General features: G+C 37.1%; 25 protein-coding genes and 1 other annotated feature. Of the genes, 19 read left to right on the forward strand and 6 right to left on the reverse strand.

What is annotated here, in order from left to right; translation table 11 throughout:
- The first annotated feature begins 38 nt into the window (after positions 1-38).
- The 5 genes from trxA (at position 39) to IGK54_RS06205 (ending at position 4,982) form a co-directional block, all read left to right on the forward strand.
- Positions 39-353 (forward strand): thioredoxin, encoded by a 315-nt coding sequence (gene trxA / locus IGK54_RS06185; protein WP_002357703.1) that lies wholly within the window; start codon positions 39-41, stop codon positions 351-353.
- 164 nt (positions 354-517) lie between these two features.
- Positions 518-2,314, forward strand: coding sequence for an excinuclease ABC subunit UvrC (gene uvrC, locus IGK54_RS06190; RefSeq protein WP_002357701.1), 1,797 nt, complete (start codon positions 518-520; stop codon positions 2,312-2,314).
- A 151-nt stretch (positions 2,315-2,465) separates the two neighbouring features.
- On the forward strand, positions 2,466-2,723 hold the full coding sequence (locus IGK54_RS06195) for a DUF3884 family protein (protein ID WP_002379418.1): 258 nt from the start codon (positions 2,466-2,468) through the stop codon (positions 2,721-2,723).
- A gap of 104 nt (positions 2,724-2,827) precedes the next feature.
- Complete coding sequence (locus tag IGK54_RS06200) at positions 2,828-3,727, forward strand: ABC transporter ATP-binding protein (RefSeq protein WP_002357699.1); 900 nt, start codon at positions 2,828-2,830, stop codon at positions 3,725-3,727.
- Entirely contained in the window at positions 3,720-4,982 is a 1,263-nt protein-coding gene (locus tag IGK54_RS06205) for an ABC transporter permease (protein WP_002357698.1), read from the forward strand. Before IGK54_RS06200 ends, IGK54_RS06205 begins: the two co-directional genes overlap by 8 nt.
- Before the next feature lie 35 nt (positions 4,983-5,017).
- Here the strand turns inward: IGK54_RS06205 and IGK54_RS06210 are convergent, their stop codons facing one another.
- Positions 5,018-6,016: a LacI family DNA-binding transcriptional regulator gene (locus tag IGK54_RS06210; RefSeq protein ID WP_002360405.1), complete on the reverse strand. Its 999-nt coding sequence runs from the start codon at positions 6,014-6,016 to the stop codon at positions 5,018-5,020.
- Between the two features lie 141 nt (positions 6,017-6,157).
- Between IGK54_RS06210 and IGK54_RS06215 the strand changes: the two genes are divergently transcribed.
- The gene (locus IGK54_RS06215) at positions 6,158-7,552 is read left to right on the forward strand and encodes a 6-phospho-beta-glucosidase (RefSeq protein ID WP_010712419.1); all 1,395 of its coding nucleotides are present in this window, start codon (positions 6,158-6,160) and stop codon (positions 7,550-7,552) included.
- Between the two features lie 25 nt (positions 7,553-7,577).
- On the opposite strand, the gene IGK54_RS06220 is transcribed toward IGK54_RS06215, so the two are convergent.
- Complete coding sequence (locus IGK54_RS06220) at positions 7,578-8,084, reverse strand: hypothetical protein (protein WP_002357693.1); 507 nt, start codon at positions 8,082-8,084, stop codon at positions 7,578-7,580.
- A gap of 245 nt (positions 8,085-8,329) precedes the next feature.
- On the opposite strand from IGK54_RS06220, the gene abc-f reads away from it, so the two are divergent.
- A complete protein-coding gene (abc-f, locus tag IGK54_RS06225; protein WP_185938079.1) occupies positions 8,330-9,796 on the forward strand; it encodes a ribosomal protection-like ABC-F family protein in 1,467 nt (488 codons plus the stop codon).
- A 40-nt stretch (positions 9,797-9,836) separates the two neighbouring features.
- Here the strand turns inward: abc-f and IGK54_RS06230 are convergent, their stop codons facing one another.
- A complete protein-coding gene (locus IGK54_RS06230; protein ID WP_002357691.1) occupies positions 9,837-11,123 on the reverse strand; it encodes an NAD(P)/FAD-dependent oxidoreductase in 1,287 nt (428 codons plus the stop codon).
- 137 nt (positions 11,124-11,260) lie between these two features.
- Between IGK54_RS06230 and gdhA the strand changes: the two genes are divergently transcribed.
- Together gdhA and IGK54_RS06240 are read left to right on the forward strand one after the other, a co-directional pair.
- Positions 11,261-12,607 (forward strand): NADP-specific glutamate dehydrogenase, encoded by a 1,347-nt coding sequence (gene gdhA, locus IGK54_RS06235; protein ID WP_010712422.1) that lies wholly within the window; start codon positions 11,261-11,263, stop codon positions 12,605-12,607.
- Positions 12,608-12,788: 181 nt separating this feature from the next.
- Positions 12,789-14,138, forward strand: a complete 1,350-nt coding sequence (locus IGK54_RS06240; RefSeq protein ID WP_002357685.1) for a glucose-6-phosphate isomerase — start codon at positions 12,789-12,791, stop codon at positions 14,136-14,138.
- Positions 14,139-14,203: 65 nt separating this feature from the next.
- On the opposite strand, the gene IGK54_RS06245 is transcribed toward IGK54_RS06240, so the two are convergent.
- Together IGK54_RS06245 and nrdI are read right to left on the reverse strand one after the other, a co-directional pair.
- Entirely contained in the window at positions 14,204-14,383 is a 180-nt protein-coding gene (locus IGK54_RS06245; protein WP_002357684.1) for a hypothetical protein, read from the reverse strand.
- Between the two features lie 58 nt (positions 14,384-14,441).
- Positions 14,442-14,885, reverse strand: a complete 444-nt coding sequence (nrdI, locus tag IGK54_RS06250; RefSeq protein ID WP_002389303.1) for a class Ib ribonucleoside-diphosphate reductase assembly flavoprotein NrdI — start codon at positions 14,883-14,885, stop codon at positions 14,442-14,444.
- Between the two features lie 208 nt (positions 14,886-15,093).
- Positions 15,094-15,141 (forward strand) — a sequence feature (sodium ion sensor (DUF1646 type); this cis-regulatory element may regulate processes involved in with the transportation of sodium ions).
- A 116-nt stretch (positions 15,142-15,257) separates the two neighbouring features.
- Here nrdI and IGK54_RS06255 point away from each other — a divergent pair.
- The 10 genes from IGK54_RS06255 to IGK54_RS06300 all read left to right on the forward strand — a co-directional run bounded on the left by IGK54_RS06255 (position 15,258) and on the right by IGK54_RS06300 (position 24,261).
- On the forward strand, positions 15,258-15,581 hold the full coding sequence (locus IGK54_RS06255; protein ID WP_002381927.1) for a V-type ATPase subunit F: 324 nt from the start codon (positions 15,258-15,260) through the stop codon (positions 15,579-15,581).
- Positions 15,571-17,550 (forward strand): V-type ATP synthase subunit I, encoded by a 1,980-nt coding sequence (locus tag IGK54_RS06260; RefSeq protein WP_033595230.1) that lies wholly within the window; start codon positions 15,571-15,573, stop codon positions 17,548-17,550. The genes IGK54_RS06255 and IGK54_RS06260 overlap by 11 nt, the downstream gene beginning before the upstream one ends.
- 27 nt (positions 17,551-17,577) lie before the next feature.
- Complete coding sequence (locus IGK54_RS06265; protein ID WP_002363905.1) at positions 17,578-18,051, forward strand: V-type ATP synthase subunit K; 474 nt, start codon at positions 17,578-17,580, stop codon at positions 18,049-18,051.
- A 16-nt stretch (positions 18,052-18,067) separates the two neighbouring features.
- Positions 18,068-18,649 carry a V-type ATP synthase subunit E gene (locus tag IGK54_RS06270; RefSeq protein ID WP_002365627.1) on the forward strand — a complete coding sequence of 194 codons (582 nt, stop codon included), beginning with the start codon at positions 18,068-18,070 and terminating at the stop codon, positions 18,647-18,649.
- A 16-nt stretch (positions 18,650-18,665) separates the two neighbouring features.
- Positions 18,666-19,667: a V-type ATPase subunit gene (locus IGK54_RS06275; RefSeq protein WP_002363908.1), complete on the forward strand. Its 1,002-nt coding sequence runs from the start codon at positions 18,666-18,668 to the stop codon at positions 19,665-19,667.
- Entirely contained in the window at positions 19,657-19,968 is a 312-nt protein-coding gene (locus IGK54_RS06280) for a V-type ATP synthase subunit F (protein ID WP_002357676.1), read from the forward strand. The genes IGK54_RS06275 and IGK54_RS06280 overlap by 11 nt, the downstream gene beginning before the upstream one ends.
- A gap of 17 nt (positions 19,969-19,985) precedes the next feature.
- Positions 19,986-21,767, forward strand: coding sequence for a V-type ATP synthase subunit A (locus IGK54_RS06285; RefSeq protein WP_185938076.1), 1,782 nt, complete (start codon positions 19,986-19,988; stop codon positions 21,765-21,767).
- Positions 21,760-23,136 (forward strand): V-type ATP synthase subunit B, encoded by a 1,377-nt coding sequence (locus IGK54_RS06290; protein ID WP_142957169.1) that lies wholly within the window; start codon positions 21,760-21,762, stop codon positions 23,134-23,136. Before IGK54_RS06285 ends, IGK54_RS06290 begins: the two co-directional genes overlap by 8 nt.
- 4 nt (positions 23,137-23,140) lie before the next feature.
- Entirely contained in the window at positions 23,141-23,776 is a 636-nt protein-coding gene (locus tag IGK54_RS06295) for a V-type ATP synthase subunit D (RefSeq protein ID WP_002357673.1), read from the forward strand.
- A gap of 74 nt (positions 23,777-23,850) precedes the next feature.
- A complete protein-coding gene (locus tag IGK54_RS06300; protein ID WP_002388088.1) occupies positions 23,851-24,261 on the forward strand; it encodes a hypothetical protein in 411 nt (136 codons plus the stop codon).
- Positions 24,262-24,311: 50 nt separating this feature from the next.
- Here the strand turns inward: IGK54_RS06300 and IGK54_RS06305 are convergent, their stop codons facing one another.
- Complete coding sequence (locus tag IGK54_RS06305; protein WP_025189843.1) at positions 24,312-25,199, reverse strand: serine hydrolase; 888 nt, start codon at positions 25,197-25,199, stop codon at positions 24,312-24,314.
- Positions 25,200-25,258 lie beyond the last annotated feature (59 nt).

A 25,258-nucleotide genomic window follows, 5' to 3' on the forward strand; every position in this document is an offset into this window, starting at 1 on the left:
AAGCATGTAATAAGAGTAAAGAGTAGGAGGTTTGTGAAATGACACAAGCAATTACCGATAAAGATTTTGCAACAGAAACAGATGAAGGATTAGTCTTAATCGACTTTTGGGCAACTTGGTGTGGCCCTTGCCGTATGCAAGCACCCATCTTAGAACAATTATCTGAAGAATATGATGAAGACGAAGTGAAAATCGTCAAAATGGATGTGGATGAAAATCCTGCAACACCAGCAAGTTTTGGAATCATGAGCATCCCAACATTGCTATTGAAAAAAGATGGCGAAGTTGTTGAAAAAGCAGTCGGTGTTCATACAAAAGACCAATTGCAAGCAATGATTGCCAAACACTTATAAACGTTGATTAGTCATTACGAATAGTTTGATTCAGTCTGAAGAGAAATCATTAGCGATTGTCTTTTCAGGCTGTTTCTTTCGTACATAAAGTAGCGGCTTTTTTTGTTTAATTACAAAAAGAGGTGTATAATAGACGAAGCATTTTGTTAGAAAGGAAGTATCGTATGAACGAACGAATAAAAAATAAATTAGCACTGCTTCCTGATCAACCTGGTTGTTATTTAATGAAAGATAAAAACGGCACGATTATCTATGTTGGGAAAGCCAAAATTTTGAAAAACCGTGTCCGATCTTATTTTCGTGGTAGCCATGATACTAAGACAGAACGATTAGTCAGTGAAATCGATGATTTTGAATATATTGTGACAGAATCGAATATTGAAGCACTTTTATTAGAAATTAATTTAATCCATAAAAATAATCCCAAATATAACATCATGTTAAAAGACGATAAAACCTATCCTTTTATCAAAATCACAAACGAAAAATATCCTCGTTTAATGATTACTCGAAAGGTTTTAAAAGACAAAGCGTTATATTTTGGCCCATATCCAGATGTAAATGCAGCGAATGAAACAAAGAAACTGTTAGATCGGCTTTTTCCTTTGCGAAAATGTAATCCGTCGCAAAAAACACCTTGTTTGTATTATCATTTAGGACAATGTCTGTGTCCCTATGCTTTTGATGTGGATCCGCAAGTCTACAAAGATATGGTGGAAGAGATTAAAGGTTTTCTCTCTGGTGGACATACAGAAATTCAGGACCGCTTACAAGAAAAAATGGCTTATGCAGCTGCACATATGGAATTTGAAAAAGCTGCAGAATTTCGCGATCAAATTAAAGCGATTGAAACAGTTATGACCCGCCAAAAAATGACGAATGTGGATTTAATTGATCGTGATGTGTTTGGTTATGCTGTTGATAAAGGCTGGATGTGTGTCCAAGTATTCTTTGTCAGACAAGGAAAATTAATCGAACGTGATGTATCGATTTTTCCATTTTATGATGATGCCAGTGAAGCATTTTTAACTTTTATTGGACAATTTTATCAAGAGAATGAGCATTTTGTGCCAAAAGAAGTCTTGATTCCTGATGACATTGATAAAGAAAGCGTCGAAGCTTTATTAGCTACGAAAGTCTTGCAGCCGCAACGGGGAGAAAAGAAAAAACTGGTTAAATTAGCCAGTAAAAATGCTGCAGTTGCTTTAAATGAAAAATTCGATTTGATTGTACGGAAACAAGAACGAACAATTGGCGCAGTTGAAAAATTAGGCAATGCGATGAACATACCTGCGCCCATTCGAATTGAAGCATTTGATAATTCAAATATTATGGGAACAAATCCTGTTTCTGCGATGGTTGTGTTTATTGACGGACGGCCAGCTAAAAATGAGTATCGAAAATATAAAATAAAAACCGTCCAAGGTCCTGATGATTACGCTTCTATGAGAGAAGTCATTTATCGCAGATATTCACGAGTTTTAAAAGAAGGCTTGCCTTTTCCTGATTTAATTTTAATCGATGGTGGTAAAGGTCAAGTCGATGTTGCCAAAGATGTGTTAGCCAATCAACTAGGAGTCGATATTCCTGTAGCTGGATTAGCCAAGAACGACAAGCACAAAACGAGTGAACTTTTATTTGGTCCAAACTTAGAAGTTGTACCATTGGAAAGAAACTCACAAGAATTTTTCTTGTTGCAACGAATCCAAGATGAAGTCCATCGTTTCGCCATCACATTCCATCGTCAATTACGTAGTAAAAATAGTTTTGCTTCCAAATTAGATAACATTGAAGGCTTGGGACCGAAACGCAAAAAAAATCTTTTAAAAGAATTTAAATCGCTTAAAAATATTACGGCAGCCAGTGTTGAAGAATTAAGAAAAGCTGGGTTACCTGAAACTGTCGCAAAGAATGTGTATCGTCATTTGCATCAAGAAACAACCTCTGAGATAGAAAAATAAATGAAAATGAACCAGACCAATTAGGTGCTTTTCCTAATTTGTCTGGTTTTTTTATTCAATTTTTTCATGAAAAGTTGAACTCTCAAGAAAATATGATAACGATTTCTTTCGTGATATACTAATACTAACTTAAAAGAGAGGACGTCTGATCATGAAAATACTAACACCCGTTTATCAAATAAAATTTAAAAAAGTACCAAATCAATTACTGATTGATGAGCGTTTAATGAATGAATTGGGTAGATGGCTGAATCGTACAGGTCGAATTTGGGCCTGTCAATCATCAAAATCGGCAAAGGAATTTAAAAATACATTTTATGAAAGTACAGGCTTGTCCGCAAATGAAGTGTATATTTCTGCCGAGACGGATGGCCTTTTTCGTTTAGCAGAAAATAAAGCGTCTGATTAAAGTGCAACATCTTTCCATAACAATTGTCATTGACAAGCCAACACAGGAAAGATACGATATGAGTAACTAAACAGCGGTTTAGAAAAAGTGAAGGGGGCGTTTATGTGTTAGAGGTAAAAGAGTTAGTCAAAACCTTTGGGGATTTTAAAGCAGTTGATCATGTATCCTTTACGATACCGGACGGGAAAATTTTAGGATTAATTGGCCAAAATGGTGCCGGGAAAACAACTACATTTCGCTTGATTTTAAATTTTTTAACACAAGATAGCGGGTCGGTTTTATGGAATGGTCAACCATTAAATGAAAAAGAGTACAATATTATTGGTTATTTACCAGAAGAACGGGGTTTATATCCTAAAATTACGATTGAAGACCAACTAATTTATTTCGCTTCGTTGCGGGGAAAAACTAAAAAAGAAATTGAACCTAAAATTGACTTTTGGATGGAAAAATTTCAAGTTAAAGGCAAAAAAACAGATAAAGTTAAATCTTTATCAAAAGGCAATCAACAAAAAGTTCAATTGATTGCGACACTTATTCATGAACCGAAGTTAATTATTTTAGACGAACCATTCAGTGGCTTGGATCCAGTTAATGCAGAATTATTAAAAGACGGCATTATTGAATTGAAAAATCAAGGTTCTTGTGTCATTTTTTCCAGTCATAATATGGACAATGTGGAGAAAATCTGTGACCATTTAGTCATGTTAAAAAATGGACGCATGGTTTTAGATGGTCAGGTTCATGAAATTCGACAACAATTTGGTCGAACAAAATTATTCTTAGAATCACCGTTATCTGTTGAGGAAGTTGCTGCTACAGCAGGTGTGAAAGAAGCACACTTGCGACAAGATGGCGTCTTAGAAGCGACATTAGAAAACGCTGAAGTGGGCAAAGTGTTGTTTGATAAAGCGACAGCCAACGGCTACATTCCAATGTTTAATCAACAACCACCAACATTGGAAGAAATTTTCAAAATGAAAGTAGGTGGGCAAGATGAGTAAATTTTGGATTATTGCGACTGATGTCTATAAGAAAAATGTGAAGTCGCTGTCTTTCTTAATCATGATTTTAGCGCCATTTCTTCTTGTAGGAATTGTTTACTTAGCGGGCTCTCTAGCTAGCGGTTTTTCAGGAGATACTACCATTGGTCTGGTTTCGGAAAATCAAGCGCTCGTTAAAGAGTTGACAAAGAATAAAACAGAGGACTTTTCTTTCAAAGCTGTTTCTTCTGAGAAAAAGGCCCAAGAACAATTAAAAGACGAGAAAATTGATGCCTATTTACTTTTGGACACTACAGATAATCAGATTTCTGGTCAGCTTTACTCTGAACGCTCTTTAGGAAATGCAACCGAGATGCTAATTCCTCAAATGTTAAACCAATTACAAACAATGGCGAATGCCAATCGTTTAAACCTAACAGCTGAGCAAGTTGCCATGTTGAATCAACAAGCAACATTTAAAAAAGCCAAAATTAGTTTTGATGAAAATGGTAAAATAAAAACAGGAGAAGATAACACAGGGATTCAAATGGCGTTAGCAATGGGGATAACAATTTTGTTATTTGTCTTCATCAGCAGTTATTCTTCAATTATTGCCCAAGAGATTGCTTCTGAAAAAGGCACTAGAATCATGGAAGTTATTCTCTCTAGTACAAAAGCGCAAACCCATTTTTATGGCAAATTAACTGGGGTTATTCTAGTAGCTTTAACACAAATTTTTATTTACGGAGTGGCGTTTGTTCTCGGCTATTCTCAATTGAAAAATCTTGATTTTATGAAAAGTCTATTAAGTGGTATTTCACCACAAAGTATTTTTTCATCAACCTTTATTTTTACATTAGGCTTTTTCATTATTGGTATTCTCGTTTTTGCTGTTTTGGCAGCACTTTGTGGTTCTCTTGTTTCCAAACCAGAGGATACAGCAAAAGCAGTTCAGCCCATCATGTATATTGGTTTAATCGGTTATATGATTGGCATTACGTTTGGGACGAATGATCCGCAAAATATCGTGGTGAAAGTGACTTCCTTTATTCCGCTGATTTCGTCATACATTATGCCAGTACGCTTGGCGACCGAAACGGCATCAACAATGGAAGCAATTGTCTCATTAGTGATTTTGGCAGTTTTTGGAATTATTTTAACAATCTTCTCTGCTCGTTTATACAAATCAAACGTTCTTGTATACAGCGAAGGCGGCATGATTCAATCCTTAAAACAGTCAATTTCTATTTTAAAAAATGAACAAAAGCATAAATAATTTTTGTTTAACTCTAAAAGGACCCGGTAAGTCAGTCAAAGTGACTGATCTGCCGGGTCTTTTTTAGGCACCGTTCGTCGTTCAACTAGACGAACGGTTAATTTTTTTTCAGGAATGTTCGTCTGATTTAATTGGTTGTATAGGTAAATAAATGAGTTTTCGGCTTGATACTGAATGGCATAATCAACAGTCGTAATATGCATCAATTCACTGACATAACTATTATCAAAGCCAATGACAGCGACATCGCGAGGAACGGCATAATTTAGATTTTCAAGTTCTGAAATAAACTCAGCTGCTACGTGATCATTATAAAAGGCCAAAGCTTCTGGCTTTTCGGTTAATTGTTGCCAGTAATGGGCAATTTTGCGACCAGAATGGTTAGTATACTGATCATTAATCAGCCACTCAGCTTGCCAAGGTGCCTGAGTGTTTTCATAAAAATCTTTCATTGCACGTTTTCGTGCGTGCGTGTTTAAATTTTCGGGATTACCGAGGACATGACCAATTTTTTGGTATCCTTGTTGTTGTAAATATTCTAAGGAACGATAATAACCAGAGTAATGATCAATGTAGGAAGAGTATATATTAGGTGAATCGATACGATGCCAGGTTGCTAAAGGACCATACGCGCTGTAAGGCTCAATCACCGACCATTCATTTGTTCGTGTCAATAAAAACAAGCCATCTAATTGTTTGTATTTTAATTGGTTCAAGGCATCAATTTCTTTTTGCTGATCGCCATCTGTAAAAAATAAGGTTACGGAATAATTGTATTTTTTGGCAATTGAAATAAAGCGATTCAAGAAAATACCTAAGGAACCTAAATAGCTAGGGGCTAAAAAGCCAATGGTTTTTGTGGCACCTGCTCGTAAATTCCGCGCCACATAATTCGGGGTATAATTTAATTCTTTCATTGCTTTGAGAATTTTTTCTTGACTATCGGCACTCACATATCCTTTTCCAGAAATTAAGCGAGAAACAGTCGATTTCGAGACACCGGCAACTTTTGCTACATCAATGATAGACGTCATTTTTTACCTCCAAAGTGGAATGTATTCTTATAAGAAGTATAGCATACATTTTTTTGAAAATAGTGCTTGACATGGGAACATTCCCATAATTTATCCTAAAGATGTAAACGATAACAATTTAATCAAGGAGGAAGAAGACGGATGACAAGAGGAGCATTAAAAATTGCAACAATTGGTGGCGGTTCTAGTTATACACCTGAATTAATTGAAGGATACATTAAAAGAAAAGATGAACTGCCAATTAAGGAAATTTGGTTAGTCGATATTGAAGCTGGTAAAGAAAAATTGGAAATCGTTGGTGCAATGGCGAAGCGCATGATTAAAGCTGCTGGTTTAGATTGGGAAGTTCATTTAACATTGGACCGTGAAGCAGCCTTAAAAGGGGCGGATTTTGTTTCAACACAGTTTCGTGTAGGATTATTAGATGCTCGCATTAAAGATGAACGGATTCCTTTGTCCCATGGGGTATTAGGCCAAGAAACAAATGGCGCTGGAGGAATGTTTAAAGCATTTCGAACAATTCCTGTCATTTTAGCTATTATTGACGATATGAAACGTCTTTGCCCAGATGCTTGGTTAGTGAATTTTACCAATCCAGCTGGAATGGTTACGGAAGCCGCAATTAAACATGGCGGTTGGAAAAAAACAGTTGGCTTATGTAATGTGCCGATTGGTCATAGAAAACAAGCGGCCGAAATGCTGGGAATTCCAGAAGAAGACTTATTCTTTAAATTTGCTGGAATTAATCATTTCCATTGGCACCGCGTTTGGGACAAAGAAGGACAAGAGCGAACACAAGAACTCATTGATTTAATTTACGGGCCTAAGCAAGAGCAAGAAAGTCATTTGAAAAATATTTTTGATGCGCCGTTCCATTATGAACAGTTGAAAGATTTAGGAATGTTACCATGTGGTTATCATCGCTATTATTATATTGAAGATGAGATGTTGAAGCATTCCATCGAAGAGTATGAACGGGGCGAAACAAGAGCACAAGTGGTTAAAGAAACGGAAAGTCGTCTGTTTGAACTATACAAAGATCCCAAACTAGATTACAAACCAAAAGAATTAGAAGAACGGGGCGGCACACACTATAGCGATGCAGCTTGTGAAATGATTGCATCAATTTATAATGATAAACGAACGGATATGGTTGTTTCTACTGAAAACAATGGGACAATTACTGATTTACCGTATGATTGTGTTGTAGAAGTGTCTGGTCCTGTGACAGCACATGGCCATGAACCTTACAACTGGGGAGCTTTTCCGCCAGCAGCACGAGGAATTATTCAAAATATGAAAGCTATGGAAGAAACGGTTATTCGAGCAGCCATAAATGGTGATTACGGCGCAGCATTGCATGCTTTCACTATTAATCCATTAGTTCCTGGCGGCGTCATGGCGAAGACCTTGTTGGACGAATTATTAATTGCCCACAAAGCGCATTTACCGAATTTTGCAGATGCGATTAATAAAATTGAAGAAACACAACCAGAAACAGTCACATATGTGGCCGAATTAATGAAAAGTAATTAAAAAATATCGCACGCTAAAGATTCGTTTAGTGTGCGATACTTTTTTTAGAATAGGAAGCAAAGGATTCCGTTTTTTTCTTGACAGTAAAATGATAGGTTTGTTGGCGGAACAGCCACTGAATACCAGAGTAAATTAAAATTTCAGCAATAATAAATGTCGAAAGTTTCTGTGCGGAAAGGAATAATAGCGTTAAAATTAAAAATAAGACGACACAGGTATAAAAAACGTGTTGCAATTTTTTAGAATTGATAATCGTGATTTCTTTGGTATCTTCAGTAACTTCAATGCGCCGATAAAACTGGAACCAGCCTTCATAGAACGTTAAAACATCCCCAGGATCAGCCTCAATTTCAATAGGTACATTAGTAAAAAGTTTCCCTTGATGCACACCATTTTTATAAAATGTAAAATAGCGTAACGCGCCCCAAGCTGATGTTTTTCGTGTCAATGTAATCTTCATGGTTTTCACCTCCGTCTTTATTTTGCCATAGTTTCGGTAAAATTGTATCCTACTAAAGTCCGATTCTCTGATTTTAGGGTCAGAATTGACAAAAGAAAGCAGAGGTGTTAATGTGGGAGTAATTAAACGAGGAGGTATAATTGTATGTTGGCATCTATCAGAATTTGGATTGACTTTTTGACAAAATAAATTGAATAAATCTTATCAAAAAGTCTGAAATTAAAATTCATGGGTGGCGTGTGTACTTTTATACGAAACTACAAGGATAGCGATTAGGCTGTCCTTTTTTGCGTACCCAAGATTCTTTCGTTTCAGAAATGAAAGAAGAGGGCAAAATGAAAAAATTAAGTATTCATCTGAAAGAAGTAAGTATTCACTTTTCGGGAAAACCAATTCTAGAAATTGATGAATTATTTGTATATGAAAATGAAAAAATTGGGATTATTGGTAAAAATGGCGCAGGAAAATCAACACTGCTCAATTTAATTATGGGTAAGATTCAATCAGACAAAGGAAAAGTTCAAAGATTGAACGATTTTCATTACTTGGCACAAGTAGCTGAAGAAATAACGAATGAACCAGAGAAAACTGACAAAAACTGTTTGCTAAATCAGAAAAATCAAAAACTAAGTGGTGGCGAAAAAGTCCAAAAACGCTTAGCAACATTATTTTCAGAGTATCCAACCGGGGTTATTTTAGATGAACCAACCACACATTTAGATAAAGAACATCGTCAGTTGTTAGTGGCGGATTTAACGTATTATTATGGGACCGTTTTGTTTGTTAGTCATGATCGCTTTTTCTTGAATCAATTAGCAGAGAAAATTTGGGAAGTTTCGGATGGACATGTCAAAGAATATTTAGGAAACTACGATGCGTATTGTCGTCAAAAAGAATTGGAACAGCAAACACAATATAATGTCTATCGTCAGTATCAAAAGGAAAAGAAAAAATTACAGGAATCTTACGCAAAGAAACAAGCACAAGCGCAAAAATCTAGTCATGTTTCAAAAAAACAAAAACAAAAGCAAATTAAACCTAGTCGTTTAGCTGGTTCTAAACAAAAAGATACCGTACAAAAAGCACTCCAAAAACAAGCGAAAGCGATTAATGCCAGAATTGACAGATTACCCGATGTTGCGCAAGCAAAACAAGAGCGAAAAATTATTTTTCCTACTAATAATCAGTTCTCTTTATACAATCCATATCCAATTAGAATTGAAAATTTAACTTTCGCTTATGAGAATCGAACAATTCTTAACCAAGTGAACGTTCAAATTCCTTTAAACGAAAAAATAGCACTTTGTGGAAAAAATGGTGCTGGGAAGAGTACCTTCCTTCAACAAATTGAAGCTCGTCACCCGGCCATTTACTTTTCTCCCAAAGTCCGGTTAGGAACGTATCATCAATTAGATTATCGATTAAAAAATGATGAACCACTGTTGACTTATTTATTGAAGCGGACAAATTATTCTGAAAAGATTGTGCGTTCACTTTTATATCGGCTAGGTTTTCAACAAGAAAATTTACAGACAAAGATATCTTCTCTAAGTGGTGGCGAAGCCATAAAAATTACTTTGGCGCAACTGTTTATAGAACCAAATAATATTATCTTATTGGATGAACCCACCAATTTTCTTGATTTAGAGACAATCCAAGCACTTGAAGAATTTATAAGTGCCTATCAAGGAACAGTAATTTTTACCTCGCATGATGAAACGTTTGTGGAAAAAGTAGCCACCCGCACTATTTATTTAGAAAACGGGAAAATTATTGATAAATAAAAAAAGTAAACAAAAAGTCGCTATTGTAGCGACTTTTTGTTTAGACTTCTTCAATTGGTAAATAGGTGTATTCTGCAATTTCTGCGGCATGGGAGCCAGCAACATGTCCAGTGACAAATGCAGCTGTAACATTGTAGCCTCCAGTATAGCCATTAATATCTAAAAGTTCACCAGCAAAAAATAAACCATTGACTAATTTGCTCTCCATTGTTTTTGGGGTCACTTCTTTGAGGGAAATCCCACCGCCTGTGACAAAAGATTTTTCCAAAGGCAATGTTTTCGTAACAGTGAACTGAAAGTCTTTCAGTAGTTCCACAAAGGAAAGACGTTGCTTTTCTGTTAGTTGTTTGGCAGGCACTTCTTCAATTGCTAGTTTCTCTAGATAAAAAGTGAGCAGCCGTTCTGGTATTAAAGAATGAAAGGCATTTTTTGCCACTTTATTTGGCTGTTCCTCAATCATGTAATCAACATTTTTCAGCACTTCTTCAAAAGATTTTGTCGGAAACACATCCAAGGCTACCGTGACAGGTTGATTGCCGTTGCGAGTTAATTCTTGGTTAATAAAACTAGAACAGCGGAGCGCGGCAGGTCCTGAAATGCCAAAATGTGTAAACAGCATATCCATTTGATGATTAACTAAAGGTTTTCCTTTTTGGTTCAAAACAGTTAAATTAACATCTTGTAAAGAGAGACCTTGCAACGTTTTATCAAGGATAAAAGGTTCTTCAGAAATAATAGGCGATTCGGTAGGGTAGAGTGGGCTGATGGTATGCCCCATTTTTTTGGCTAGTTTATAGCCATCACCAGTTGCTCCTGTGGAAGGATAAGTGCGGCCGCCAGTTGTTAATACAACACACGGTGCATAAATTTTTTCCAGTTCGGTTTCAACGCCAATTATTTGATCGTCTTTTCGTAGTAATTTTGTGACCTGTGTTTTTGTAAAAACAGTGACTCCTAATTCGTTAATGCGGTTAAATAGCGCATCAACAATTGACTTCGATTTATCTGTAACAGGGAACATGCGTCCGTGATCTTCTTCTTTTAAGTGAATACCATTGGATTCAAAAAAGTTCATGATATCATAGTTATCAAATTGTGAAAATGCGCTGTATAAAAATTTTCCATTTCCAGGAATAAATGAAATGATTTCTTCTGCGGGCCGATTATTAGTTACATTACAGCGGCCGCCACCAGTCATTAATAATTTTTTCCCAACACGGCGATTTTTTTCAATTAATAATACTTGAGCGCCTGCTTCGGCGGCCGCAATCGTGGCCATCATACCACTTGTCCCAGCGCCGACAATAATTACATCAAATTTCTTCATAGTTCTCCTCCAATTCAATAGGTAGTGTACCATAATTACGGGATTTTTTCTGGATTTAAGGAAAAAATAAACGTTTGACTATGGTAATTTTTGAATTTTCAGTTAAAATAAACCTATAACAATGAGAGGATGATTAAATGGACGCAAAACAATATGTTAAAAATATTCAAGAAAAGATTCACCAATTAGACCAAGGTCAAACAGAATATTTACAAGCAGTCGATGAGTTTTTACCAACCGTAGAAGGTTTTTTAGAAAAAAATCCTCAATACATTGAAGCAAATGTTTTAGGTGTCTTGATTGAACCTGAACGTATTTTTCAATTTCGTGTGCCGTGGCAAGATGACCAGGGCAATTGGCATGTGAACAGAGGCTATCGTGTCCAATATAATTCAGCGATTGGACCATACAAAGGTGGTTTGCGGTTTCATCCAAGTGTGAATTTAAGTGTGATGAAGTTTTTGGCCTTTGAACAAATTTTTAAAAATAGTTTAACTGGTTTGCCAATCGGTGGCGGCAAAGGCGGTAGTGATTTTGATCCAAAAGGTAAGTCAGATGCTGAAGTGATGCGCTTTTGTCAAAGTTTCATGACCGAGCTTCAAAAACATATTGGTCCAAGTACAGATGTTCCAGCAGGCGATATTGGCGTAGGCGCTCGTGAAATTGGTTATTTGTTTGGCATGTATAAACGCTTGCGCAACTATGATGCAGGAGTGTTGACTGGAAAACCTTTAGGATACTGGGGAAGCCAAGCAAGAACAGAAGCGACGGGTTATGGAACGGTTTATTTTGTTAAACATTTATTAGCAGATAAAAACGATACGTTTGAAGGCAAAAAAGTCGCTGTTTCTGGTAGCGGGAATGTCGCAATTTATGCCATGGAAAAAGCAACTGAGCTAGGCGCCACAGTAATCACATGTTCCGATTCGTCTGGTTTTGTCTATGATCCAGAAGGAATTGATGTGGCGTTAGTAAAAGAACTAAAAGAAAAAAATCGTGAACGCATTTCAAAATATGTTGAAACACGTAAAGGCGCAACTTATTATGATAAAGAATCTGTTTGGGATTTCGAAACAGCGTATGACATTGCGTTACCATGTGCAACACAAAATGAAATCAACGAAAAGCAAGCCGCTATTTTAGTGAAAAATGGAGTGAAAGTCGTGGCAGAAGGCGCAAATATGCCTTGTACACTAGAAGCAGTCGCCGTTTTTGCTAAATCAGCTGTAATTTATTGTCCAGGTAAAGCCGCTAATGCAGGTGGTGTTGCGGTTTCTGCCTTAGAGATGAGCCAAAATGCTGAACGTTTAGCTTGGTCCTTTGAAAAAGTTGACGGTATGCTAGATCAAATTATGCAAAACATTTATGAGACTTGTCGTGATACAGCTAACGAATATCAGGAACGAGATAACTTTGTTTTAGGTGCGAATATTGCTGGCTTTGAAAAAGTAGCGGCAGCGATGCTAAGTCAAGGACTCGTCTAATAACAAAAAATGCTAGGATTTCCTAGCATTTTTTATTGGTTTGTTTGATTAAGAGAATAAATATCTCTAATTAAATAGTTAAAATTAAACAATTGGTCTATCCAAAAGAATTTGCTTGAAAAAATGTCTAAAAACACGTAAAGTATACATGTAGTAAGTTTACTTTCGAGGAGGAAAAGGAATGTCACACATTCAATTAGATTATTCCAAATTAGCACCATTTGTTGCTGACCATGAATTGGAATACATGCAAACACAAGTCACTGCAGTGGACAAAGCATTACGTGAAGGTACAGGAGCTGGTAATGATTTTACTGGCTGGATTGATTTACCAGAAAACTATGACAAAGAAGAATTCGCGCGCATTAAAAAAGCAGCAGCAAAAATTCAATCTGACTCTGAGGTATTAGTAGTCATTGGTATCGGTGGTTCATATTTAGGTGCCCGTGCAGCAATTGAATTTTTGACACATTCATTTAATAATCTATTATCAAAAGAAGAACGGAAAGCGCCACAAATCTTCTTTGCTGGAAATAGCATCAGCTCAACTTATTTAGCTGATCTAATCAATGTGATTGGTGATCGTGATTTTTCTGTCAACGTTATTTCAAAATCTGGAACGACGACAGAACCAGCGATTGCTTTCCGCGTCTTTAAAGAGTTATTAATTAATAAATATGGCAAAGAAGAAGCCAATAAACGTATTTATGCGACAACTGACCGTGCTAAAGGAGCAGTAAAAGTTGAAGCCGATGCGGAAGGTTGGGAAACATTTGTGATTCCTGATGATGTGGGCGGTCGTTTCACTGTTTTAACGCCAGTAGGTCTTTTACCAATCGCTGTTAGCGGTGCAGATATTGATCGTTTAATGGAAGGTGCAAATGATGCACGTAAAGAATACGGCGCAACGAGCGACTTAAAAGAAAACCAAGCCTATCAATATGCTGCGTTACGTAACATTTTATATCGTAAAGGTAAAACAACTGAAATGTTAATTAACTATGAGCCTGGTATGCACTATTTCTCTGAATGGTGGAAACAATTATACGGTGAATCAGAAGGAAAAGATGGCAAAGGTATTTTCCCAGCAGCCGCAGACTTTTCAACTGACTTACATTCTATGGGTCAATATGTTCAAGAAGGTATGCGTAACTTATTTGAAACAGTGGTTAAAATTGAAAATCCACGCCATAGCATTTCAATTCCAGAACAAAATGAAGATCTAGATGGCCTAGGCTATTTACAAGGAAAAGAAATTGACTTCGTCAATACAAAAGCGTTCGAAGGTACGTTGCTTGCTCACACAGATGGTGGTGTGCCAAACATGATCGTTAAAGTGCCAACAATGGATGCTTATTCATTAGGTTATGTTATGTACTTCTTCGAAATTGCGGTGGGTATCTCAGGTTACTTAAATGGGGTTAATCCATTTGATCAACCAGGTGTTGAAGCTTACAAACGCAACATGTTCGCTTTATTAGGTAAACCAGGATTTGAAGAATTAGCAAAAGATTTAAATGCACGTCTATAATTTGTAAATAACAGAAGAAAAGAGCCAGAAACGTAAGTGTTTCTGGCTCTTTTCTTCTGTTTAAATTATTTTTCCAAAGGTTCGTTCCATTTTTTAGGACTCCAAATGGTTCCTTCCAATGCAACTTGAAGACTTTCATTATCATCTTCTAATTGTTCAATATATTTGATGGTTTCCTCGATAATAAAAGAATTGGGTTCTTCGCTGATTGACTGAAGTTGTTCTGCTAACCATGTATTTCTCATTTTTCTTCACCTCAAAATGTAGTCTATCATAGGTGAGCTTTTTAGTAATGAAACTTGCTTATTGGTTTTCCTTTAAAATAGCATAAATTCGTTCAATATCCGCTTGGGTGCCTCTTAATTCATAGTCAGCTAAGAAGGGAAAGTTAAATTGTTCCGCATACTGTTTAGCTGTCAGGCAGTATTGGTGATTAAAGTTTTTATTGCCGCTGCCCACCACGCCAGAGCAATAACGATAATTATTTTCAAAAGCAAGATATTCTCGCATGACTTCTGTTAAAATTTCGGTATTGCCGTTGTTGATGCCATCGCCACCATCTAAATAGGTAGGCACAAAGGTAAAAAATGGTTCTGTTTCTACTTCTAACGGAGAATTTTCCGAAATTTCTTTGAAAGTAATCGTAGGATTTTTTTCGTTTTGCTGATGTTGCTCTTCAGCATAAGTTGTTAAACGTTGAACAAATGAGCGTGTATTACCAGAGATTGAAATATATCGTATATTCATCAGAGACCCCTCCAAATAAATTTAATTGTTTACGTAAGTATAGCACATCTATGTGAAAAAAATTCAAGATCAATAATTATAAAGCGAAAAAAATAATGCCTTTTTATTACCTATTATAAAAGTGAAAATTTGTTATTTTAATTCATTTGGGTAAGTATTGAATTTTGCGAAAAACTTTGCTAAGATGGTAGAGTATTGAATAAAGAATGGTTGGGCGAAAGCTTCAAGGATTCAGTTCTTCAAGGGGTGAGAAGAACAATTTTTGAGTTTGCGCCTTTTTGCATACCTAAAACAAAAGGGCTGAGCGTATCTCTATTTCGCTAGTCCTTTTTCTTATATGCTAAAGGTGTAAAAACTAAGGAGGTGGAGACAATGGTACAAGAAGTACTAGAGCAAATCAAGGCAGCGGAAGATGCGGTGGAAGAGCATCGGCAACAAGCTAAGATGAATTGTCGTTTATATGAAGAACAGAAGCAAGAACGTTTAGCTGAACTACGTCAAGAGAGTGAAGAAGCTGTTGAAAAAGTGCTGACGGATTCACTAGCAACGCAAGAAAAGATGTTACAACTTGAAAAAGAACAACTTTTAGATGAAACAAAGCGCACTGAACAAGCGCTTCACGAACGTTACGAAGCGAACAAAGAACAAGTCATTGATTCAATTATTGAGAGGGTGAAAGACGTTTATGGCAGTTAGTAAAATGGAAAAAATGACAATAATTGCCGCTGCCGAAAAAGAAGCAGCAATTCTACAAGCCATTCAAGGCTTGCAAATTGTCGAAGTAAAACGGATTTTTCATTCGCCTGAAGAAGAACAAGCCTTAAAGAGTCAATATTCTTTTTTACAAGCAGAACAGTCAACTGAACAGCTACGTAAATATGAAACGATGCTACAACAATTGCAAGAGCTTCTTTTATTTTTGACACGCTCTTCAGGAAAAGGCTTAAAGATAAAAAGAAAAGTCTATACCTTAGAAGAGTTGGAACAAACCTTTGATGAAAAAACATTACAAAGCTATTTGACGGAATTAAAGAATATTCAAGAATCTTTGAAACAAATTCAAACGGATCGTCAAGGGTTAGAAGCCGAAGAAGAATTATTAGGCCGCTGGCAATATCTGGATATTTTACCGCATAAACAACAGTTAAAAAGTAGTTATGTCGTTCATGGTTCGATAAATCTAGCCAATAAAGCCAGTTTCTTGAGCGCTTTGTCTCAATGGCCAACGGTTTATTTTGAAGAAATTTATCAAAGTATGCATCATAGTTACTTTACACTCGTTTACCTGAAGGAACATCAGCAGAGTGTAACCGAGTTATTAAACCAATATAGTTTTGAACCACTCCAATACCGTTATGATGTTCCACCTAAAGAGGCATATCAACAAGTCAAAGAACGATATGAAATTTTACAAAAAGAAGAAAAAGCCTTAAAGCAACAACTGGCTTCTTATCATGATTTTTATGAAACGTTTTGTTTGGCTGAAGAAGTCTTATTGGCGGTTATCCAAAGAGAACAAGCACGTCAACATTTGTTAAATGCTTCATCATTTTTCATCTTGCAAACGTGGATTCCGGTCGAAGAAAAAGCCGAGATTTTGACAGCGATTGAAGAAAAAGTTCCTAAGGACGAAATAGCTCTTACTTTTGAAAATCCTACGAAGGCGGAAATTGAGACGGATATACCAGTTAAACTAGCGAATAATAAATTGGTGCAGCCGTTTGAAATGTTAACAGAGATGTATAGCTTACCAAAATATGAAGAAGTTGATCCGACACCTGCGATGATGCCGTTTTATCTAGTCTTTTTTGGCATGATGGTAGCGGATATTGGCTATGGCTTACTGATGCTACTCTTGTCTATTATTGCTCTGAAAGCATTTGTTTTACCGAGAGGCATGAAACGTTTTGCCGACTTTTTCTTGATTTTATCATTTCCAACAATTATTTGGGGCTTCATTTACGGTTCGTTTTTTGGTGCAGCATTACCGCCAACAATGTTTGGAATCAAATCACCATTTCCGATTTTATCAACGACCGAAGATGTAAATACGATTCTTATTTTATCGGTTATTTTTGGGTTTATTCAATTGGTTGTCGGTTTAATGATCAATGGGATTCAGTTATCAAAACAAAAGCGCTATTTAGATAGTATTAACGAAAGTTACGCTTGGTTAGGGATTTTGTTTGGTTTAGCATTGTTAGTCGTTGGTAAATTAGTGGTTAAAAATGAAGGCTTATTTACAGCAGGTGCGATTTTAGCTAGCCTTTCTGCCATTGCAATTATTGTGATTCCAATGATTCAATCGAAGGCCAAATTAAAAGGCTTAGCCAAAGGACTGTATGGACTATACGGTGTGACAGGTTATGTCGGTGATTTAGTTAGTTATACACGTTTGATGGCGTTAGGAATTGCTGGGGGAAGTATTGCTTCAGCGTTTAATATGCTCGTAGAGTTCATGCCGCCAGTTGCCCGTTTTAGCGTGGGCATCTTGCTGTTAATTGTTTTACATGCGTTAAACATATTCTTATCGTTATTAGGTGCTTATGTTCATGGCGCACGTTTGCAATATGTTGAGTTCTTTGGAAAATTTTACACAGGCGGTGGCCGGGCGTTTAATCCGCTAAAAACAAAAGAAAAGTATGTCAATGTTGAGAAAAAATAGAAAATTATTTATTGGAGGAAAATAGAGATGATGGATTACTTAATTAATAATAATGGTGGAATTGTTTTTGCAGTATTAGGAATGGCAATGGCGACAATTTTTGCTGGGATTGGATCAGCCAAAGGGGTTGGCTTTACTGGGGAAGCAGCAGCAGCTTTAACGACGGAGCAGCCAGAAAAATTTGGTCAAGCGTTAATTTTACAGTTATTACCAGGTACACAAGGACTATACGGTTTCGTTATTGCTTTCTTAATTTATATTAACTTAGGAAACGATATGAGTATGGTTCAAGGATTGAACTATTTTGTAGCAGCTTTACCAATTGCTTTTGCAGGATTGTTCTCTGGGATTGCCCAAGGTCGTGTAGCCGCTGCGGGGATCCAAATTTTAGCGAAGAAACCAGAACATGCAACAAAAGGAATTATCTATGCTGCCATGGTTGAAACTTATGCCATCTTAGGGTTCGTAATTTCCTTCTTACTTGTATTGAACGTCAAATAATTGAGGAGGCAGATGGATGGATGCCATTGAAAAAATCATCAGTGAAATTAAGCAACAAGGAAAGCAAGAAGTCGAAGCCTATGTCACCAGTGAACAAACGCGCATCGATCAAGAATTCCAAGCAGCACAACAAGAAATTTTGCTGAAGCAAGAACATGAAATAGAAAAACGACAACAACAATTATTAAAAGAATTTAAACAACGCCAACAACGGCAAACATTAGAAATTCGTCAGGATGCATTAAATAAAAAACAAGCATATCTTAACCAATTATTTGACGAAGTGGTCTTAAAGATGAGTGAATGGTCAGCGGAAGAATTTCAACAATTCATGAAAGCACAATTAGGTTCACTTGAATTAACAGGAAAAGCAACCATTCTTTTAGGCGAGTATTCTCAAACGAAGGTGACGCAAGAATGGCTGACCGCCCTTTCTGATGCTACTGTTCAATGGGAGCTTTCAGAGGAAGTTGTTCCAAAAGAAAGTGGCTTTATCGTTGCAAAAGACGGTTTGGATTATAATTTTCTCTTTTCAGCATTAGTTGAAGAGATTCAAAAAACAGAAGGCTTTAAAGTAGCAGAAAAACTTTTCAGTTAAGAAGGGAGGACGTAGCATGAGAAAACCAACGTATCATCAAATTAATCCGCTGATTCGTTTAAAAGAAACGGAGCTGCTTTCTGAGCAACAGTTTCAACAACTTTTAGAAGCGGAAACAGTTGAAGACGTTAAAAATATGTTAAAAAGTACGGTTTATCAACCTTATTTAACCGAAACTTTTGAAGAAAAATTTGACTACCATTCTTCTGAAGCGCTGGGAAGTCTTTATCGCTGGTTATATGAAATGGCTCCAGAACCAGCTGTAGTAACGTTGTATACGATGCGTTTTACCTTCCATAACTTGAAAATTTTGACGAAAGCTGAGCGAACAGGTAAAGATTTTGATTATCTTTATTTAGAAGATGGTCGTTATTCTCTAAACACAGTCAAAAGTGCCATTCATACAAAAAACTCTTCCGAACTTGAACCAGCGTTGTTAGAAGTGATTCGTGATGTTTTTGCCTATCTGGAAGAAGGCGGTTTGCCGCAAGCAATTGATATCCTTTATGATCGAGCATTTTTACAGCAACAGCGAAAATTAGCGGATGAATTGGGCTATGAAGAGTTAACGAAGGAAGTCATCGCTTTTATTGATTTAACCAATCTATCAACGATGGCTAGAGGGATTGTTCAACATCAAAACAGTAACTTTTTATCAACCGTGCTTTCTAGCGCTGGCAGTCTCTCAAAGAAAGAGCTGTTGACCTATGCGGAAAAGTCACTTGTAGAATTTACAGCATTTGTCAGAACAACGAATTACGGACAACTATTAGAAAAGATTATCAATAAAGAAACCAATGAATTAAATTTATTGGCTTTTGAAAAACTCAAAGATGATTACCTGACCTCAATGTATGAAAACGGTCGGACGGTTGCTTTTGGGCCGCTCCCATTACTAGCCTTTTTGAATGCGAAAGAAGTTGAATGGAAAAATTTGCGTTTAATTTTGGTCGGAAAACATAGTGGGTTTTCAAATGAAAAAATTCGAGAAAGGATGCGAAAAGTCAATGGGGTATAAAATTGGTGTCATTGGAGACAAAAATTCAATCTTACCATTTAAACTGTTTGGCTTTGAGGTCCATCATGCCATTTCAGAAATGCAAGTTAGAGAAGCCATTGAAACTATGGCAAAAAATAAGTTTGGGGTCATTTTCATAACGGAAGAAGCCTCTACTTTAGCAGAAGAAACGATTGAACGATACAAAGAACAAGTGACACCAGCGATTATTTTAATCCCAAGTCATAATGGTACAATCGGAATCGGTTTAAGTGAGATTGAAAAAAATGTTGAAAAAGCAATTGGACAAAATATTTTATAATGCAAAGGAGAATGAGCGTGCAAATTGGAAAAATTGTCAAAGTTTCAGGTCCTTTGATTTTAGCTGAAAACATGTCAGATGCTAGTATCCAAGACATTTGTCATGTGGGAGATTTAGGCGTTATCGGAGAGATTATTGAAATGCGAGGCGACGTCGCTTCGATTCAAGTATATGAAGAAACAACAGGCATTGGACCAGGAGAACCAGTTATTTCAACAGGAGAACCATTATCTGTTGAATTAGCCCCAGGTTTAATTGCCGAAATGTTTGATGGTATTCAACGACCATTGGATACATTTCAAGAAGTAACCCACAGTAACTTTTTAGGCCGTGGCGTTAAAATTGATGCATTAGATCGTGAGAAAAAATGGACGTTTGAACCGACTGTGGCAGTTGGTGAAGAAGTGTCGGCAGGTGACATCGTCGGTGTGGTTCAAGAAACACCGATTATTCAACATAAAATTATGGTGCCTTTCGGCGTTTCAGGAACGATTGTCGAAATTAAAGCAGGTGACTTTGCCATTGATGAAACAGTTTACTCAGTGAAAACGGCTAAAGGAACGGAAAGTTTTAGCATGATGCAAAAATGGCCCGTTCGGCGGGGACGTCCCATTTTAGAAAAACTAAGTCCCAAAGTACCGATGGTGACCGGACAACGCGTAATTGATACCTTTTTCCCAATTACGAAAGGCGGAGCGGCAGCAGTTCCAGGACCATTTGGCGCTGGAAAAACAGTCGTTCAGCACCAAATTGCCAAGTGGGCCGATGTCGACTTAGTCGTTTACGTTGGTTGTGGGGAACGCGGGAATGAAATGACAGATGTTTTAAATGAATTTCCAGAATTAATTGATCCAACAACTGGTGAGTCTTTGATGAATCGGACGATTTTAATTGCGAATACGTCAAATATGCCGGTAGCGGCACGGGAAGCCTCGATTTATACAGGGATTACCATTGCAGAATATTTCCGTGATATGGGTTACTCAGTCGCAATTATGGCGGATTCTACTTCTCGTTGGGCAGAAGCGTTACGAGAAATGAGTGGTCGGTTAGAAGAAATGCCTGGTGATGAAGGCTATCCAGCCTATTTAGGTAGTCGCTTAGCTGAATATTATGAACGAGCAGGGCAAGTCATCGCGTTAGGAAAAGATCATCGTGAAGGAAGCATTACGGCGATTAGTGCGGTTTCGCCATCTGGTGGGGACATATCAGAACCTGTCACACAAAATACGTTACGCGTTGTTAAAGTATTCTGGGGCTTAGATTCTCAATTAGCACAAAAACGTCATTTTCCTTCTATTAACTGGTTGCAAAGTTATTCTCTTTACTCCACAGAAGTAGGGCAATATTTAGACTTGGAATTGCAAGGAAACTGGGCCGCTATGGTAGCTGAAGGGATGCGGATTTTACAAGAGGAATCTCAATTGGAAGAAATTGTTCGTTTGGTTGGGATTGATTCCTTGTCGGATAAAGACCGTTTAACGTTGGAAACAGCCAAATCATTACGGGAAGACTATTTGCAACAAAATGCTTTTGATGACGTAGATACGTTCACTTCTCGATCCAAACAAGCGAAAATGTTGCAATTGATTCTAACTTTTGGTGAAGAAGGTCAAAAAGCCTTAAGTTTAGGCACTTATTTCTCTGAGTTAATGGCGGGAACAGTTGAAATCCGTGATCGCATTGCTCGTAGCAAGTATTTACCAGAAGAAGAATTAGAAAAATTGGATCGTTTACAAGCAGAAATTAAAACAACGATAAAAGAAATCATTGCTGAAGGAGGAATGACGAATGATTAAAGAATATCGCACAATCAATGAAGTCGTTGGTCCTCTGATGATTGTTGAAAAAGTGGCAGGCGTAAAGTACGAAGAATTAATTGAAGTACGCATGCAAAATGGCGAAATTCGCCAAGGGCAAGTTTTAGAAATCAATGGAGATAAAGCGATGGTCCAAATATTTGAAGGAACGAGTAACATCAATATTCGTGATTCAAAAGTTCGCTTTCTGGGACATCCTTTAGAATTAGGGGTTTCACCAGATATGATGGGGCGCGTTTTTGACGGCTTAGGTCGCTTAAAAGATAATGGACCAGAATTATTACCTGAGAAAAAATTAGATATTAACGGCGAAGTTATCAATCCAGTCGCTCGTGATTATCCCGATGAGTTCATCCAAACAGGGATTTCAGCGATTGACCATTTAAATACCTTAGTTCGTGGTCAAAAATTACCTGTTTTTTCAGCATCTGGCTTACCTCATAAAGAATTAGCGGCACAAATTGCCAGACAAGCCAACGTGTTAAATAGTGAAGAAGAATTTGCCGTAGTTTTTGCGGCCATTGGGATTACCTTTGAAGAAGCGGAATATTTTATGGAAGATTTCCGTCAAACAGGCGCAATTGATCGTTCAGTCTTGTTTATGAACTTAGCGAATGATCCAGCCATTGAACGGATTGCAACACCTAGAATGGCTTTGACAGCCGCTGAATATTTAGCTTATGAAAAGGGCATGCATGTCTTAGTTATCATGACGGATATGACCAATTATTGCGAAGCGTTGCGAGAAATTTCAGCAGCACGCCGTGAAGTTCCAGGACGTCGTGGTTACCCAGGTTATCTTTACACGAACTTAGCAACGTTGTATGAACGGGCGGGCCGAATTCGTGGCTCAAAAGGTTCCGTAACACAGATTCCTATTTTAACAATGCCAGAGGAGGATAAAACACATCCAATTCCCGATTTAACTGGTTATATTACAGAAGGGCAAATTATCTTGTCCCGGGAACTATATAAGAGCGGTATTCAACCACCAATTGATGTCTTGCCATCACTTTCCCGTCTTAAAGACAAAGGAACTGGGGAAGGCAAAACGCGCGGGGATCACGCAGCAACGATGAATCAATTGTTCTCAGCCTATGCACAAGGGAAACAAGCCAAAGAATTAGCTGTCATTTTAGGAGAATCAGCTCTTTCCGATGTCGATAAAATTTACTCAGCTTTTGCCCAACGTTTTGAAGAAGAATATGTCAATCAAGGATTCGACACAAACCGTTCGATTGAAGAAACGTTAGATCTTGGGTGGGAACTATTAAGTATGCTACCGAGAACAGAACTAAAACGAATTAAAGAGGATATGCTCGATCAATATTTAACTGAAGGGAAGTAGAAAAATGGCTCGATTAAATGTTAATCCAACCCGTATGGAACTTTCCCGATTGAAAAAACAGTTAACTACGGCCACGAGAGGTCATAAGTTGCTGAAAGACAAACAAGATGAATTGATGCGACGGTTTATTGCGCTAGTCAAAGAAAACAATGAGTTACGTATTCAGGTTGAACAAGAAGTGACGGATGCGTTATCAAATTTTGTATTGGCAAACGCAACGTTGAACGAAGCCTTTATTGAAGAGTTAGTGGCAATTCCAGCTGAAAAAGTTGAATTAGAAATTATTGAACAGAACATCTTAAGTGTGCCAGTTCCTAAAATGATTTTTGATTACGATGAATCGGTTCAAGAAGCACCCTTAGATTATGGCTACGTGAATTCAAACAGCGAGCTTGATCAAGCTTTTGCTAAAATTTCAAGCATTTTACCGAAATTATTAGCACTTGCAAATGTTGAAAAGACGTGCCAATTATTATCAAAAGAAATTGAAAAAACGCGTCGTCGTGTCAACGCCTTAGAGTATATGACGATTCCACAATTAGAAGAAACAATTTACTACATTCAAATGAAATTAGAAGAAAATGAACGTGGCGAAATTACGCGTCTAATTAAAATTAAAAGCATGAACAAAGAAAATTAGTGGTTAGAAAGAACGAGTGCGAAGCCAGTTGGTAGCTTTCGTGCTCGTTTTTAATAAAAAAGGGAGTGGAAAAAATGAAAAATGAAGAACGCCGCAAAGCGATTGCACTGAATTGTCAAAAGTACGAAAGTGACTATGCTCGCTTGGTGGAACCAATCAATGAGCTACTGTTAAACTTGGGAGCGGCTATTTCAGAAGAAGCCGCGAAGCAAATCATTCTGAATGTAAAACGATATCATCACGGCGTGAAATATCTTCCTGAGTGTCATTTAGATGAAAGTAACCAATTTATCGAAGATGGGCTTGAAGCTCTTAAAAAGGGAGATTTAGGCAACGGTGCGTTACAACTATTTGGGGCCGGCTTAAACTTTGCTAGTTTTGCAGCAAAAGCACAAGGAACCAAAAAAATTGATGCCCACCAAATGTTGGCAGAACGTTTTACGAAGTTGTTGTCTGTACAAATGGATAATGATAACAAACAATAAAAAAATACCCTTGGTTTATTAAGTCGTCTTAATAAACCAAGGGTATTTTCTTAACTGTTATCATTAGGATATTCAGACACCTGTAATTGCCATAGCTTATCTGTCACTGAAGCAATAAACGCAGCACTCTTAGCATTATCAGGTCCTTTAGTAAAAATTGCTAAAGCAAAGGGGTGAGGTGTTTCTAAAATCCCCATATCATGAATAAATTCATCATAGGAACCAATTTTATGAGCAACTTTTCCTTGAGTTGTGGGAGTTTCCATTCTTTCATGGAAAACACTTTGTTTCATAGAATCATAAATCGCTTGGTAATCTGGTTTTGTTGCTTTTTCAGTATATAATTTTTGTAGAATAACAAGCGCATCTTCAGAAGAAAATTGTGGCTCTTCAATCGAAGGTGTCTTGTGCAAATAACGCTGATACATTTCTCGTTTTGCTTTTGCATCACCACCCAATGTGTCATAGAGCATATTTTTAGCGATATTATCAGAATAGGTGATGGCATATTCTTGTAACGTTTTTAATGGATATTCTGGTTGGATATTATAGGCAATGATCCCAGTTCCTTCTTCATAATCTTCTTCGGCGTTATAGGGAATCAGGTCTGTCCATTTTTTTTGACCAGAAGCAACCGTGTCGGCGACTAACATCGTCAGTGGCACTTTAATAGTACTAGCTGTATAAAATTCATGTTGGCCATTCACGGAACGTTGTTCGCCAGTTTCTAAATCTAAATAACTAATCCCGACCGTTCCTTCAAATTCTTTGACAGAAGCGACGAGCAGGTCATTTATTTTATCAAAAAATACTGTATTTGCTGAATTATTTTCTTCCTTGTCTTTCGTATGCTTCTCATGTTTGGCGGAATCAATTGTAACTTTTTGTTCAGATTCTTTGGCATAATCTTCGCCACGACTTGAGAAGAAGAAGCCCACAATTAGGAAAAAGCAAAGAAAGAAAATGGTGCCGTATAGTGAGAGTTGCTGTTTCTTCA

Origin of the sequence: Enterococcus sp. DIV2384, assembly GCF_050534975.1 — a bacterium.
GTDB classification, from domain to species: domain Bacteria; phylum Bacillota; class Bacilli; order Lactobacillales; family Enterococcaceae; genus Enterococcus; species Enterococcus faecalis.